Source organism: Streptomyces sp. G5(2025), from assembly GCF_049542075.1.
In the GTDB taxonomy this organism is placed as follows: domain Bacteria; phylum Actinomycetota; class Actinomycetes; order Streptomycetales; family Streptomycetaceae; genus Streptomyces.
The window spans coordinates 892,952-907,218 of record NZ_JBMUZT010000006.1 but is presented as its reverse complement, the minus strand read 5'-3'; the positions used below and the strand labels follow the sequence as shown (position 1 = coordinate 907,218).

General features: G+C 73.0%; 12 protein-coding genes. 9 read left to right on the top strand and 3 right to left on the bottom strand.

Going from position 1 to position 14,267, the window contains the following annotated elements; translation table 11 throughout:
* Window positions 1–303 precede the first annotated feature (303 nt).
* From ACOBQB_RS14875 to ACOBQB_RS14855, 5 genes are all read left to right on the top strand, one after another.
* Window positions 304–720, top strand: a complete 417-nt coding sequence (locus ACOBQB_RS14875; protein ID WP_423592143.1) for a hypothetical protein — start codon at window positions 304–306, stop codon at window positions 718–720.
* A gap of 46 nt (window positions 721–766) precedes the next feature.
* Complete coding sequence (locus ACOBQB_RS14870) at window positions 767–1,240, top strand: hypothetical protein (RefSeq protein WP_423592142.1); 474 nt, start codon at window positions 767–769, stop codon at window positions 1,238–1,240.
* A gap of 93 nt (window positions 1,241–1,333) precedes the next feature.
* Window positions 1,334–1,738: a peptidoglycan-binding domain-containing protein gene (locus ACOBQB_RS14865; RefSeq protein ID WP_423592140.1), complete on the top strand. Its 405-nt coding sequence runs from the start codon at window positions 1,334–1,336 to the stop codon at window positions 1,736–1,738.
* A 139-nt stretch (window positions 1,739–1,877) separates the two neighbouring features.
* Window positions 1,878–2,888 (top strand): ATP-binding cassette domain-containing protein, encoded by a 1,011-nt coding sequence (locus ACOBQB_RS14860; protein WP_423592139.1) that lies wholly within the window; start codon window positions 1,878–1,880, stop codon window positions 2,886–2,888.
* 104 nt (window positions 2,889–2,992) lie between these two features.
* Window positions 2,993–3,742, top strand: a complete 750-nt coding sequence (locus tag ACOBQB_RS14855) for an ABC transporter permease (RefSeq protein WP_423598482.1) — start codon at window positions 2,993–2,995, stop codon at window positions 3,740–3,742.
* 25 nt (window positions 3,743–3,767) lie between these two features.
* On the opposite strand, the gene ACOBQB_RS14850 is transcribed toward ACOBQB_RS14855, so the two are convergent.
* The gene (locus ACOBQB_RS14850; protein ID WP_423592138.1) at window positions 3,768–5,885 is read right to left on the bottom strand and encodes a SpoIIE family protein phosphatase; all 2,118 of its coding nucleotides are present in this window, start codon (window positions 5,883–5,885) and stop codon (window positions 3,768–3,770) included.
* 321 nt (window positions 5,886–6,206) lie between these two features.
* Here ACOBQB_RS14850 and ACOBQB_RS14845 point away from each other — a divergent pair, with 321 nt between their 5' ends.
* The gene (locus ACOBQB_RS14845; RefSeq protein ID WP_423592136.1) at window positions 6,207–7,367 is read left to right on the top strand and encodes a hypothetical protein; all 1,161 of its coding nucleotides are present in this window, start codon (window positions 6,207–6,209) and stop codon (window positions 7,365–7,367) included.
* Between the two features lie 572 nt (window positions 7,368–7,939).
* Here ACOBQB_RS14845 and ACOBQB_RS14840 read toward each other — a convergent pair.
* Window positions 7,940–9,451, bottom strand: coding sequence for an FUSC family protein (locus ACOBQB_RS14840; protein ID WP_423598480.1), 1,512 nt, complete (start codon window positions 9,449–9,451; stop codon window positions 7,940–7,942).
* Window positions 9,452–10,045: 594 nt separating this feature from the next.
* Here ACOBQB_RS14840 and ACOBQB_RS14835 point away from each other — a divergent pair.
* From ACOBQB_RS14835 to ACOBQB_RS14825, 3 genes are all read left to right on the top strand, one after another.
* A complete protein-coding gene (locus tag ACOBQB_RS14835) occupies window positions 10,046–11,356 on the top strand; it encodes a sensor histidine kinase (RefSeq protein ID WP_423592134.1) in 1,311 nt (436 codons plus the stop codon).
* Window positions 11,341–11,988: a response regulator gene (locus ACOBQB_RS14830; protein WP_423592132.1), complete on the top strand. Its 648-nt coding sequence runs from the start codon at window positions 11,341–11,343 to the stop codon at window positions 11,986–11,988. The genes ACOBQB_RS14835 and ACOBQB_RS14830 overlap by 16 nt, the downstream gene beginning before the upstream one ends.
* Before the next feature lie 158 nt (window positions 11,989–12,146).
* On the top strand, window positions 12,147–13,184 hold the full coding sequence (locus tag ACOBQB_RS14825; protein ID WP_423592130.1) for a lactonase family protein: 1,038 nt from the start codon (window positions 12,147–12,149) through the stop codon (window positions 13,182–13,184).
* A gap of 70 nt (window positions 13,185–13,254) precedes the next feature.
* Here the strand turns inward: ACOBQB_RS14825 and ACOBQB_RS14820 are convergent, their stop codons facing one another.
* A complete protein-coding gene (locus ACOBQB_RS14820; protein ID WP_423592129.1) occupies window positions 13,255–14,217 on the bottom strand; it encodes a sirohydrochlorin chelatase in 963 nt (320 codons plus the stop codon).
* Between the last annotated feature and the right edge of the window lie 50 nt (window positions 14,218–14,267).

The following is a 14,267-nucleotide window of genomic DNA, read 5'->3' as shown; positions in this document are numbered from 1 at the left end:
GAGGCTGGTCCGGGCCGGCCGGTCCCACGATGGCACGGCCGGCCCGGCGGCGTCAGAGTCATGTCAGCGCCGCTCGGCACGATCGGAGCCGCAGAGAACCGATCGAGCCACCCGAAGCAAGACGACACGGACCCGAGCGAACGACCCGGACCCAAGCCAACGACACGGACCCGAGCCGCTGGGGGGACAGCAGACATGGCCGTCAGAAGACGCGCACGCGATCGGAACAGAAGCGGGAACCGGAACCGGCGCGGGGACGGGAAACGGGCGGCCCTCGCCGGTGCCCTCGTCTGCGCCGCCGCCATGACCGTCTCCCCGGCCTCGCAGGCCACGGCGTCCGCCCCGTCCACGGCGTCCGCGCAGTTCACGGCGTCCGCGCAGGCCACCGCCGCGACCTGTCAGACGCGGGCCGACGCCCGGCACACCGACTGGACCGGAATGCACTTCCTCGGCGACGTCGTGTGCTCGCACAACACCGGCTCGATCCGGGTGCAGTCCACCACCGACAGCATGGTGAACGGCCAGATCGACTTCTCGCCCAGCTGGTTCGTCTGCTGGAAGCGCGGAAGCCCGTACCAGGGCGGGGACATCTGGTACTACACGCAGGGCGACACGGTCTCCGGCAGCAGGACGGCCAAGGGCTGGGGCTACCTCCCGGCCGCCGAACTCTCCTCGGCCACGCACCCGGTACCGGGCCTGAAGCAGTGCACCTGGTCATGAGCGACTGACACCGCCGACCCTCCGGACCTCTGGATGGAGTACGAGCATGCGTCCCACCTCGCCCCACGGAAAGCGCCGCGCGGCCCTCGCGGGCGCCGCGCTGAGCCTGGCCCTGACCGCGGCACTGGCCCCGACCGCCGCCCAGGCCGGCCCCGCCGCGCCCCGCGCCGGTTACGCCGACGCGACGGCCACCTGCTCGCTGCGGCAGAACCAGCCGCACAAGGACACGCTGGGCAACTACTTCAGCCTGGACCTGTACTGCGACAACCTCGCCTCCGACGCGTTCGGCCGCCCCGCCTTCAACGCGCCGGTCACCGGCCGCCTCAAGTTCTCGCCCAGCTGGTTCGTGTGCTGGACCGAGGGCGACGCCGCCCCCGACGGGAACAAGGTCTGGTACTACACGCAGAGCGACGAAGTCGTGAGCCTGCCCGGCATCAAGGGCTGGGGCATGGTGCCGGCCAAGGTCGTGCAGACCCAGAAGCACCCCTACCCCGGGCTGCCCCGCTGCCCCTGGTTCTGATCCGCCCTGCTCCTTTCCACGTACGCCCACTTACATCCATGCAGGTCCACGTAAATCCACGTACGTCCACCACTGTTCGGGAGAAGGTCCACCGTGACTTCACGATCCAGCCGACGTATTCGTGTCCGTACACTCGCCGCCGCGCTGCTCGGCTGCGCGCTGCTGGCCGGGCCCGCCGTGGCGCTCGCCGGGGCCAGCCCGTCAGCGAAGGACGGCGGGACGGCCGCCGCCGACGTGCAGATCAGGCAGGCCACCAATGGGGAGTGGCGCCACTGCCCCTACACCGGTACCCACCCCGAACTCGGCAAGGGTCACGCGAACGACGCGGTCGGGCACCTCCAGTGTGTCCTGAACAAGGTGTACGGCTACAAGAACATCGTCATGGACAAGATCTTCGGTGACGCCACCCTGGCCGCGGTCAAGAACTTCCAGCAGAGCGTCGGTCTGACCGCCGACGGCTTCGTCGGCCCCAACACGTGGGCGGCGCTGCACCCGTAGCCGAACGCCTGAGTCGAAGGCCTGGGCCGAAGAAATGAGTGATCAAGTTTGACTAATAACCCCTCCCCGGTTTACCGTCCCTCCTCCTAGTCAAGCTTGACTACATGGTCGGGGTGGAGATGTGCGTGGAGGGAGACGAATGGAGAACGCGATCGTCCTCGCGGGTGTGCGGAAGCGGTACGGAGACAAAGCGGCCCTCGACGGGCTCGACCTGGTGGCCGCGCGCGGGACGGTGCACGGCGTGCTCGGCCCGAACGGCGCGGGCAAGACCACCGCGGTACGCATCATGTCGACGCTGCTCCGGGCGGACGAGGGTCAGGTGGAGGTCGCCGGACGCGACGCGCGGCGCGACGTCGACGGGGTGCGCCGCAGGATCGGTCTGCTCGGTCAGCACGCGGCGGTCGACGAGGAACTCAGCGGCCGGCAGAACCTGGAGATGTTCGGCCGCCTGCACCACCTGGGCGCCCGGCGGGCACGTGTGCGGGCCGACGAACTCCTGGCCCGTTTCGGCCTCGCCGACACGGGCCGCAAGGCGGTCAAGCGGTACAGCGGCGGCATGCGGCGCCGCCTCGACCTCGCGGCGTCGCTCCTGACGGAACCGGAGGTGCTCTTCCTGGACGAGCCGACGACAGGCCTGGATCCGCGTGGCCGGGCGGAGGTGTGGGAGGCGGTGCGCTCCCTGGTCGGCGGCGGCACGACGGTGCTCCTGACCACGCAGTACCTGGAGGAGGCCGATCAACTGGCCGACCGGATCTCCCTGGTGGACCGCGGCCGGGTCATCGCGGACGGCACGCCGGACGACCTGAAGGCGCGGACCGGCGGTGACCGGATCGATGTCGTGGTGCGCGACAGCGCCCACCTGGTGCCGGCCGCGCGGCTCCTGCCGGGCGACGCGGGCGACGTGACCGTCGACGCCGACCGCCGACTCGTCAGCGTCCCCGTCACCGACCGCATGGACGCCCTCGCCGGTGTCGTACGGGCGTTGCGGGAGGAGGGCATCGAGGCGGAGGACATCGCTCTGCGCAGGCCGACGCTCGACGAGGTGTTCCTGCGCCTGACAGGACGTACGGAGGAGGGGGCGGACGGGGCGGACGGGCCGGGAACGGCGGGATCGGCGGGATCGGCGGCATGGGCGAAGGAGGCCGTATGAGGGCGACGGTGACACCACAGAGCACGGCGGTGAGCGCGGCGAGTGTGACGGTGACCGTTTCGGGTGGCTCGCTGATCGGCTGGGCGCTGATCGACTCCTGGACCATGACCCGCCGCGAACTCGCGCACTGGGCGCGGCAACCCGTGCAGTTCCTCGTCGGGCTCGTCTTCCCCGTGATGCTGCTCCTGATGTTCAACTACCTGATCGGCGGCGGCAAGGGCATCGCGGGTGACTACGCCGAGTTCCTCGTGCCCGGCATGTTCGCGCTGACCATGGCGTTCGGCCTTGACGCCACGATGGTCGCGGTCACCACCGACCTCAACAAGGGTGTCGTGGACCGCTTCCGCTCCCTGCCGATGACCAACGGCGCGGTCCTGGTGGGCCGTTCGGTGGCCGACATGCTCCAGTCGTTCGCCTCGCTGGTCGTGATGACGGGTGTGGGCCTCGCCATCGGCTGGCGCTGGCACGGCTCCCTCGGCGCGGTGCTCGGCGCGATCGGCGTGCTGATGCTGCTGCGCTTCGCGATGCTGTGGCTCGGCATCCACCTCGCCATGGTCGCGGGCAGACCGGAGCTGGTGGCGGCCGTGCAGATCCTGGTCTGGCCGGTCGGCTTCCTCTCCAACGCGTTCACGGTGCCGGAGAACATGCCGGGCTGGCTGGGCGCCGCGGTCGAGTGGAACCCGATGTCGGCGACGGCCACGGCGGTGCGGGACCTCTTCGGCAACGACCCCGGGGTGAGGGGCACTTCGTGGGCGGCGGAGCATGCCGGGCTGCTCGCGGTGGTGTGGCCGCTGCTACTCGTCGGCGTCTTCCTGCCGCTGGCGGTACGGAGGTTCGGTGCTCTGAGCAAGTAGCGCCGCCGCCTTCACCGGGGTTCCTTTACCGGGTGTCGGGCGGGTCCAGGGGCCGGGCTTCGGCGATCAGGAGCGCGACGTCGTCGTGGTCGTCGGAGTGCCTCAGGGACGACAGCAGCCATTCACAGGTCTCGCCCAGCGGCCGGCGCGGCTCGTCGAGCAGGAGCAGGAGGGCCTCCAGACGCTCGTCGATGGGGTGGTGCCGGGTCTCGACGAGGCCGTCGGTGTAGAGGAGGAGCCGGTCGCCCGGGTTCAGTTCGAAGCTGATCGTGCTGAACGGGACGCCGCCGACGCCGAGCGGCGCCCCGGTCGGCAGGTCGAGGAGCTCGGGGCGGCGGCCGCTGCGGGCGAGGACGGGCGGCAGGTGCCCGGCGTTGGAGATGCGGCACATCCGCTCGTGCGGGGCGTAGATGGCGTAGGCGCAGGTGGCGATGTAGTGCTCAAGGCTCCGGGCGATCTTGTCGAGGTGTCGCAGGACCTCGTCGGGCTCCAGGTCGAGGTCGGCGAAGGCGCTGGTCGCCGCGCGCAGACGCCCCATGGCGGCGGCCGCGTCGATTCCGTTCCCCATGACGTCGCCGATGACCAGCGCCGTCCTGTCGCCGTCCAGCGGGATGATGTCGTACCAGTCGCCGCCGACCTCGCTGGACGCCTCGGCGGGCCGGTAGTGCGAGGCGACGTCCAGGCCCGCGAGACGCGGCGGTGTCTTGGGCAGGAGACTGCGCTGGAGGGTGACGGCGGAGTTGCGGATGCTCTCGTGCCGGCGCGCGTTGTCGATGGCCACGGCGGCCCGGGCGGCCAGCTCCTTGGCGAGGAGTACGTCGTCCTCGTCGAAGGGCCGCTGATTGCGCGCGCGCAGCAGGTCGAAGGCGCCGAGGATCTCGTTGTGCGCGATCAGCGGTACGGCGACGTAGGAGTGCACACCGGCGCGGGCCAGGGTCCGCGCCGCCTCCGGGTCGCGGGCGATCCGCTGGAGGTCCTCGGGTCCGGCGTGCGTCACGAGCACGGGCTGCCCCGTGCGCACGCACCGGGTGACCAGCCGGTCGGCGCCGTACTCGGCGACGTCACCGACCTGGTCCATGGCCACGGTCGCCTCGGACGGGTAGGCCGAGGCCACGGCGAGCGCGCGGAACACCTTCGCGCCCTCCACGGACTCCGTGGGGCGGCGGAAGGCCAGCACGGAGTCGAGCACGTCCACCGCGGCCATGTCGGCCAGCTCCGGGACGGCGACCTCCGCCAGTTCGTTCGCGGTCTGCACCACGTCCAGGCTGGTGCCGATACGGCCGGACGCCGTGGCGATCAGTGTCAGATGGCGGCGGGCCCGCTCCGCCTGGGTCTCGGACCGGTGGCGTTCCGAGACGTCGATGACGGAGTTGGCGACCCCCATCACCCGCCCCGTCGGCCCCTCCAGTCGGTAGTACGACACTGACCACGCGCGATCGGTGCCCGGCGACGCCGGGGTGCGGCCCACGACGTAGTCGTCGGTGATGGGTGTGCCGGTGCTCAGCACCTGCCGCAGCGCCGACTCGATGCGGTCCACGTCGAGGAACGGCAGGATGTCGCGCGGCCTGCGGCCGATGTGCTCGGCGGCCGGAATCCCGTTGATCCGTTCGAGGGCGGGGTTGACCAGGAGATAACGCAGGTCGGTGTCGAGGAGCGCGAGACCGATGGGGGACTGGTACACGAGCCGCTCGGACAGCGCGAGGCCCGTCTCCACCTGCTGCAACGTGGACTGATCGGCGGCGATCCCCAGGGCGTAGACGTCGCCCAGGTCGTCCAGCAGCCGCATGTTGCGGAACTCCACCACACGCGTGCTGCCGTCCTTGTGCCGCACGGGGAACGCCCCGGCCCAGCTCGCCCCGGTGCCCATCACCTCGGTGAACAGCTTGGCGACCAGACCGCGGTGCTCCTCGTGGACCAGCAGCCGGGCCGCGTACTGGCCGAGCGCCTCCTCGGCGGAGTACCCGAAGACGTCGTCCGCCTGCGGGCTCCAGAAGACGATGCGCCCGCCGCTGTCCAGCACCACGGCCGACACGCTGAGCAAATCGAGCAGGCCGCCCGGAGGCAGGGTCGCCGAGGGGTCCGTCACTCCGTCGTTCACCCCTTGGTTCACCCCGTCGTTCCGCAACGGTTCGCCTGTTCCCATCGCGCCCACTCCCTCCTGGCCGCGCCCGGGGGCTGCGCGGCCGGCGGCGTGTATCCCTCCATCCTGCGCGAGGAACCGGGCAGCGCACGACCGGAGGGCGCCGGAGCGTGTCCCGAGCGGGTTCGGGGGCGTGGGACGAAAGGGGAGGTGCCCGGTTTCCCGCGCGTCCAGGGCCGGCCGAGGCTTCGTCCAGGGCCGGCCACGGCTTCGTCCAGGGCCGGCCGCGGCCCACCTCCCTGGGGCCGTTCACGGGGTTCCCGCTTCGCCCGGCGGCCCCACGGACCATACTGGTCGGGCCCTGACCACCCACAGAACGATTCCATGGCCAAGAACAGCACCTCCTCGACCACCGTCCCCCACACCGCGTGGCTGGGGCGCGGGCGCCACCTCGGGCCCGAGCCCGAACAGGACGTCCGGCGCAACCTGATCGCCCTCAAGGCGGCCGGGGTGCTCGACGACTACCTGGACCTCGACCCCGTCGAGGCGGCCCGCTCCACCGTCCTCCACCCGCGTGACGAGACCGCCGACCCCGGCCCCTCGGCCCGCCGCCTGTTCGAGGCCCGCTGGCACGTGGCCGACGACGTCACGGTCCGCGCCCAGCTCACCACGTACGACCCCGAGACGCGCCGCAAGGACGGCGAGGGCGTCGTCTGGGTCCTGGCCGCCGAGGCGGAGCAGGCGTGGGACGCGCACTGGCCGTCGCCCGCCACCATGTTCTGGCCCGACAGCGACCGGGTCGCCTGGGACCACGACACGGTGGAGGACCTGCGCCTGCGAGCGACGAACCACCTGCCGAAGGACGACGACGAGCTGCGCCACCGGCTGCGGGACTGCACCCGGCAGAGCTGGTTCATCCACGTCGTCGTGCACGAGGCGATGACCCCGGACGCGCGCGGGCAGCAGCCGGTCTCGGTGTTCCTGCCGCCGAGTCTGCGGCACCGGGTGGTCGAACACCGGGGCACACCCGAGCAGGCGCAGATCGCCGACTTCGCGATGAAGCGGGAGCTGGGCGTGCGGATGCCGCGCGGCGGCGCGGTGGTCCTGCCCACGGCGCCGCAGGGACCGGAGTACGACGCGGAGCGCTTCACGGTGCGCAGCGTCTTCCTGGACGGCTCGGAACCGACCGAACTCCTCGACAGGATCGCGCAGTTCGCCGCCCTGCCCCGGCCCCTGCCCGCCGACGCCGAGCGGGCCCTGACGCGCCTGCGCCAGGGCTGGCACCTGCTCACCCCGGACGAGGAGCTGGCCCACGCCCAGTCCATGGTCACGAGGTACGCCGAGGCGCTCGACGCCATGACGACATCCCGTGACCTGTACCGGGAAGCGGCCGAGGCGGCGCAGGCCGCGCTCGCGGAGACGGCGGGCGGCGCCGCACCCCTCCCGCAGGCACCCGGCCCGGCCAAGACGGAGGGCTCATCACCGCTGGGCGCCCTCACGAAGGCGTTCGGCCGCTTCCGGGACCCGAACAAGGAGAACAAATAGCGCGCGCGGACGCCTCGTCCCGAGGGCAGGTGGCGTCACCTGCGGCTCCCGGTCGGCCGTCAGCCGCCGAGGCGTGCCGTGGAGGCCCCGGTCGGCGGGGGCGGCGATACGGCGTCATCCCCGCCGACCCGAAGCCCGAGCTCCCCGGAACAGCCGTCACGTCGTTGAGGTAGGGCCCCGGTGCCGTGCCCGCGGGGCCCCGTACGACCGTCCAGCCGTCACCGTCCCGGTGCAGACAGGTGCTGCGGGCCGGGTCCTGGTGGTTCCAGCCGGAGACCCGGGCGGCGCGGCCCCGCCGGTCACCCGCGTCCCCCAACAGCGCCCCGAGGGTGAAGCCCGCCTCCACCCGCCTCCAGGCGGTGCCGTCCCGGTGGGCCAGGCCGTCCGGAGCGCAGCTGCGCGGGGGGCGGGGTGCTGTCGGGCGCTGGTACGGCCTGCCAGTCCTCTGCGCGAGACGCCGCCGGTACGGCGGCCCCTGCCAGGCCCGTACCGAGAGTGACCCCCAAGGGGTGATCCCCAAGAGTGATCCCCGGGAGCGCGCCGGCCGTCCCCGCCACACCTCGTCAAACCGGTCAGGCGCCGATCAGCGGCGCGCGCCCCGTGCCCCGGAGAGGCGTGGCGAGAGCGGCCAGCGCTTTTTCCAAGCTGTGCAGGTGAGCGAGGGCGGGTTCCGCGACGGCGGCCTGCGGCAGCTCCTGGGGAGCCCCCGCCGGGCGGGACGCCGCCGCATCCGGCGCCGTCAGGGCCTCGACGGCCGCCTCGACGCGCCAGCACGCGGCGGCCAGGCGGGCGTCATGGCTGGCCTCCGGGTCGCCCGCGACGGAGGCCAGCCCGCGCACCTCGTGCGCGCAGGCGTCGAGCAGCGCGAGGACCTGGAGGGCGCGCCGCTTGCGGGCGCGCAGCGGGCAGAGCGGATGCACGAGCGGCGCCACGGACAGACGTACCCGCCCCAGAAGCGCTTCGAGCTCGGTGACCCGGTGGGCGGGGTCGGCGTCGGCCGACCCGGCGAGCCGCGCGGCGGCCTCCGCGGTGCAGGCGTGCACGCAGCGCAGCGCGCGCTCGATCCAGCCGTGGGTCGTGGCGTGGGTCGTGACGGGCAGGACGAGGAGCACCGCGAGCACCGCGCCCAGAGCGCCGACGCCGGTCTCCACCAGCCGCAGCACGAGCAGATCCCCGGTCAGCACCCCGATGAGTCCGTACAGGGAGCTGGCCAGGACCGTCACCGAGAGCATCATCCACGTGTACGACACGGCGGCCGTGAAGAAGATGCCGAAGACGCTGATCGCGACGAGCGCGCCGCTGGGCACGGCCGCGCCGTTCAGCGGCACGACGAGCACGAACCCGGCGCCGATCCCGATCAGCGTGCCGAGCAGCCGTCGGAAGCCCCGTACGAGCGTCTCGCCGCGCGAGGTGGTGTTCACGAAGACCCACCAGGTGGCGCCCACGGCCCAGTACCACCGCTCACCGGAGACCACCTGGCCCAGCGAGAGCGCGAACGCGCCGCCGAGCGTGGCCTGGACCGCCTGCCGGGTCGTCGCCCGCGCCAGGCCCCTGCCGGCCGGCGGAACCGGCGGGGCCGCGGTCGGCAGCCGACGCTCGTAGCACCACAGGCCGAAACGCACGGCCGAGGACGCGAGGAGGGAGAGCAGCACGGCGGCGTAGAGCTCGGGCAGCTGCTTCCACTCCGCGTGCAGGAACTGCGTGATGAAGAAGGTCATGAACGCGAAGACACCGAGCGAGTGCCCGCGCGGCCCCCACCGCCGCGCGTAGACCCCGACGCCCATCACGGCGAGGAACGCGATGTCCCGCGCCACGGGAACGTCGTGCAGACCGGCGGCCAGCGCGAGGACCGGGAACCCGACGACCGGCAGCAGCACGGTGGTGGCCGCCTGCGCCCGCACCGTCGCGTCGGTCACGGTGAACAGAGCCAGGAGGGCGGCGAGGCCGCCGATGATCGCCGCCATGAGCGAGTGCCCGGTCAGACCGCACACCGCCACCGCCAGGCCGATGCCGAGGACGGCCCGTGAGGCGAAGCGCAACCGCACCCGCCCCGGATCCGGAGCCACGAACATCCTCTTCAGCACTGCTTCCCCGCCCTTCCACGACGTGCCCGACATGCCCACATGAAAAAGGCGCCGCGGGAATCCGCAGCGCCATCGACAGACCCATCTCACCATCTACTCACCCCTTGGCTCAACCGGTGCCTTCAAGGCTGTGCCATTGGCTCACCGCGTCCCGGCCGCACCGAACCGCGAGCAGGCCAACGGACCAGGAGGCGGCAGGGGGAAACGGAACGAGGGGTCGGCACGGAGACATGAGAAGACCCCGGCTGGACGGGGGAGACCGGCCGGGGTCGTCGCGGGTGGCTTGCGGAGGGCGGTCGCCTCTCGGCGAAAGGCTCCATGGGGCTTCAGCCGAACGATCGTCCCCATGGGCTATAGGTGAGGCCCGGGGACACTGTCCCCTCCGCAGCCACACCTAGGGGAACGGCGGACCACATTCGGTTGTTCCGGGCGTTCGCGCCTTTACGTCGTGACCTGGGACACAAGTGGCGGCGGAGTGGGTCCAGCCCCACTTTCGGGGCCGCTCCCGCGCGAGGCAGACTCCAACGGTCGGGCTCGGTGAGCGCGAGGGCCGAAGGACGAAAGACGAAGGACGAAAGGCGCGGAGGAATGGTCGTGCGGCGGTTGGTGTCGTGGGCGGCGGGTGCCTGCGTGGGACTGGTGCGGGCATGCGCGCTGACGGTGGTCAGCATGCTCGTCCCGGCCGTGTGGGCCGCCGCCGTGGCCCTGGCGGTCCGGTGGGGGCCGGGAAACCCCTGGTCGTGGGTGGCCGCGTCCGTGCCGGTCTGCGTCGGCACCCTCGCCCTGTCCCGCCCGGTCTGCCGCATGGTCCGCCACCTGGTCGCCCAGTGGACGGGCACCGTCATCCCCGGCGGCTACTGGCAGGCCGCGCCGGTGACCCAGCTGTCCACCGGCTACTGGTGGAACGGCTTCAGTTACGAACGCACTCGCCGCGACGCCCGCATGGACCAGAAATGGCGGCTCCGGTGGACCGACCCGGCCACCTGGCGCGACCTGCGCTTCACCGCGCTCGCACCGGTCACCGTGGGCGTCACCTCGGCCGTCCCCCCGGCCGCGCTCGCGGCGGCCGCCCTCGGCCTGGGCCAACCCGCGCTCCCCGCCCGCCTCCTCGGGGCGCTCGCCCTCGCCGTCGGGGTCGCCGTGGCCCCGTACGCCTGGCGGGCCGCCGCGTCGCAGGCCGTCCGCCTCCTGCGCCCGTCGCCCGCCATGGCGCTGGCCGACCGGGTCGGCGAGCTGACCGCCCAGCGCGCCGACACGACGGTCGCCCAGGCCGCCGAGATCAGCCGCATCGAACGGGACCTGCACGACGGGGCCCAGGCCCGCCTGGTGTCGCTCGGGCTCTCCCTGGCGACCGCCGAGAAGCTGATGGGCACCGACCCGGAGCGGGCCAGGGCGCTGATGCGGGAGGCGCGGGCCGGCGCCGCCACCTCCCTCGCCGAACTGCGCGAACTGGTCCAGGGAATCCGCCCGCCCGTACTGAACGACCGAGGCCTCGTCGACGCCGTGCGCGCCCTCGCCCTCGACAGCCCCCTCGAAGCGACCGTCAGCGCCGACCTGCGACTGTCCCTGGACCCGCCGATCGAGTCCGCCGTCTACTTCGGAATCGCCGAACTGCTCACCAACGCCGCCAAACACGCCCACGCGACACGGGCCCGGATCTCCGTGACCGTCAACCGGGACACCGTCAACCGGGGCCCCGTCAACCGGGACACCGCCACCCGCGGCGGAGCCGCTCTTGTCGTCGACGTGGAGGACGACGGCCGCGGCGGAGCCGCCGTACGCCCCGGCGGCGGGCTCGACGGGCTGCGCCGCCGCCTCGCCGTCTTCGACGCCACGCTGGAGCTCACCAGCCCGGCGGGCGGCCCCACCCACGCGAGGATGGTCGTGCCGTGCGCGTCGTCGTAGCCGAAGACCTCTACCTCCTGCGGGATGGCATGGTCCGCCTCATCGAGGCGTACGGACACGAGGTGGTGGCCACGGCGGCCACCGGACCCGAGACGCTCGACGCGCTGCTGACCTGGCGGCCGGACGTCGCCCTCGTCGACGTCCGCATGCCGCCGACCCAGTCGGACGAGGGCCTGCGCGCGGCGCTCGCCGCCCGCGAGCAACTGCCCGGGCTGCCCGTCCTGATCCTGTCCCAGTACGTCGAACAGCTCTACGCCCGCGAACTGCTGGCCGACGGCGCCGGAGGCACCGGGTACTTCCTCAAGGAGAGCGTGTTCGACGCCGACCAGTTCATCGACGCCCTCCAGCGCGTGGCCGACGGCGGAACCGCCATGGACCCGGCCGTCATCGCCAAACTGCTCGCCGGCGGCTCCTCGAACCGACGGCTCGACGGTCTCACCGAACGCGAACACTCCGTGCTCGCCCTCATGGCCGAAGGCTGGTCCAACCAGGCCATCGGCCGGCGGCTCTTCCTCAGCGACAGCGCCATCAGCAAATACACCACCTCCATGTTCGGCAAACTCGGCATCACCGACGACAACGACAGCAACCGCCGCGTCCTCGCCGTCCTCGCCTACCTCAACAGGCCGTGACCACCTCAACAGGCCGCGACCACCTCAACAGACCGTGACGCACCGCTCGGATCGTGCCGACGCGGCCGCCTCTGCCGCCGCTTGGTCTAGACCGACTGCTAGCGTCGGCCGCACGGGCGGCGCCACGGACGCGGCGCCCCGGTCGAGAGGGGACAGCAGTGGGCGACGGCAACCGCACCGGACGGGCGTACATCGGATCCTTCACCGCGGCCGGGGGACTTGGCATCCTCACCGCGGCCGTCGACGAGGACACCGGCGCGCTGACCGTCCTCAGCACCTCGGACGCGGTCGCCGACCCGTCCTACCTCGCGCTCTCACCCACCGGCGACACCCTCTACGCCGTCAGCGAGACATCGGACGGCGCCCTCGCCGCGTACCGGCTCGAAGGCGACAAACCGCGACTCACCGGCCGCCCCGTACCGGTCGGCTCGGCCCCCACCCACCTCGCCCTGTACGACGGTCACGTGCTCACCGCCAACTACCGCTCCGGCAGTGTCACCGCCGTGCCGCTGCGCCCCGACGGCAGCCTCGCGGCCCCCACCGGCGAACTGCGCCACACGGGTTCGGGACCCCACCCGCAGCGCCAGCAGGGCCCGCACGCCCACCAGGTCCTCGCGGACCCGAGCGGGCGCTGGGCCGTCAGCGTCGACCTCGGCACGGACTCCGTCCGCGTCTGCGCGCTCGGCGGCGACGGCCTGACGCTGCACCGCGAAGTGGCGCTGCGCCCGGGCTCGGGGCCACGCCACCTCGTCTTCCACCCCCGCGGCGACCGCGCGTACGTCCTCAACGAACTCACCCCCACGCTCACCGTCTGCGCCTGGGACGCCGACGAGGGCGCCCTCAAGCCGCTCGGCGAGGTCTCCGTCCTCGTCGACGTCCCGGACGGCGACGTCCATCCCTCCGAGGTCGTCGTCGCGCCCGACGGCCGGTTCCTGTGGACCGCCACGCGCGGCGCCGACGTCATCTCCGTCCTCGCACTCGATGAGGCCGGCGACGCGCCTCGGCTCGTGGCCACGGTGTCCTGCGGCGGCCACTGGCCGCGCGACCTGGCCATCGGCCCCTCGGGACGCCATCTGTACGCAGCCAACGAACGCTCCGGAGACGTCACCTGGTTCACGGTCGACCACGACACCGGGCTCCCGCGGAAGTCCGGCTCCATCAAGGCGCCCGCCGCCTCCTGCGTGATCTTCGGCTGAGCCCCGACCCCGGGTACGCGAAGGGCCCGCCCCCACATCGGGGCGGGCCCATCGGCGTACGTACGTGGGCTCAGCGCACCGGCGCGCCCGAAGGCTGCTGCGGGGTGATGCCGAGCGCCGTCGTGTACTTCGAGAGCGCCAGCTTGCCGATCGCCGGGTACGGGCCGAGCGGCTCGGCTACCGAGCAGCCGGCCTCCTTCGCCGCCGCGTCCAGCAGGCCCGCGTCGAGCTCGGGGCCGATCAGGTACGGCGCCAGCGCCAGCTGGGCCGAGCCGGAGCCGCGCAGCTGCTCGGCGGTCGCCGCGATGGCGCCCTCCTGGTCGAGCGCGGCGGCCATCACCGGCACCGCGAGGCGCGCGGCGAGCAGCATGCCGGTGATCCCGGCGGCCTGGACGGCCTCCTCGCCGCCGACCGTGGCGAGGACGATGCCGTCCGCCGCCGTCGCGACGGTGAACAGCCGCGCGCGGTCGGCGCGGGCGAGCCCGGCCTCCGACAGGCGCACGTGCAGCGCCTCGGCGAGCAGGGGGTGCGGGCCGAGCACATCGGTGAGCTGGGCCGCGGCACCGCTGTCCACGACGGCCTGCCGTATCCGGTCCGTCAGCGCGCTGTCGGGGCCCGCGAGCAGCGGCACCACGACCGCCACAGGACCCTCCAGCGGCGCGTCCTGACCGGTCTCGCCGGCCTCGGCGGCGGCGGCGCGCGCCCGCTCCACGCGTGCGGCACGCTGGGCGGCCGCGTGCACGAGCACCGACCGCAGCGAGGGGAACTCGGGGAAGGACGTGACGGTGGCGTCCTCCTCACCGTCGACGTAACCGATACGGGCGTCGAGGCCGGGCAGCTCGGAGCGGGCGATGCTCACGACTTCCTCGGCGAGGCCGCGCGTGATGGTGCTGGGGCCGCCCGGCACGGCGAGGACGAGTGCGGGCGCGCCCTCGGGAGCCGCGACGGGCTCCGGACGGCGGTGCCGGCCCGGCTGACGGGGGCGCGGCATTCGTACGGGCAGGCCGGATGCGGGCCCAGTGGAGGAGCTCATGCGCCCGCATGCTACTGGCTAGCGGAGCCGCCCTGTTCGGGGAGGGTGCA

What these genes read in the sequence shown, in the direction of transcription:
- ACOBQB_RS14875 (WP_423592143.1), top strand. Translation starts at nt 304, where the DNA reads ATGACCGTCTCCCCGGCCTCGCAGGCCACGGCGTCCGCCCCGTCCACG.
- ACOBQB_RS14870 (WP_423592142.1), top strand. Translation starts at nt 767, where the DNA reads ATGCGTCCCACCTCGCCCCACGGAAAGCGCCGCGCGGCCCTCGCGGGC.
- ACOBQB_RS14860 (WP_423592139.1), top strand. Translation starts at nt 1,878, where the DNA reads ATGGAGAACGCGATCGTCCTCGCGGGTGTGCGGAAGCGGTACGGAGAC.
- ACOBQB_RS14855 (WP_423598482.1), top strand. Translation starts at nt 2,993, where the DNA reads ATGACCCGCCGCGAACTCGCGCACTGGGCGCGGCAACCCGTGCAGTTC.
- ACOBQB_RS14850 (WP_423592138.1), bottom strand. Translation starts at nt 5,885, where the DNA reads ATGGGAACAGGCGAACCGTTGCGGAACGACGGGGTGAACCAAGGGGTG.
- ACOBQB_RS14845 (WP_423592136.1), top strand. Translation starts at nt 6,207, where the DNA reads ATGGCCAAGAACAGCACCTCCTCGACCACCGTCCCCCACACCGCGTGG.
- ACOBQB_RS14820 (WP_423592129.1), bottom strand. Translation starts at nt 14,217, where the DNA reads ATGAGCTCCTCCACTGGGCCCGCATCCGGCCTGCCCGTACGAATGCCG.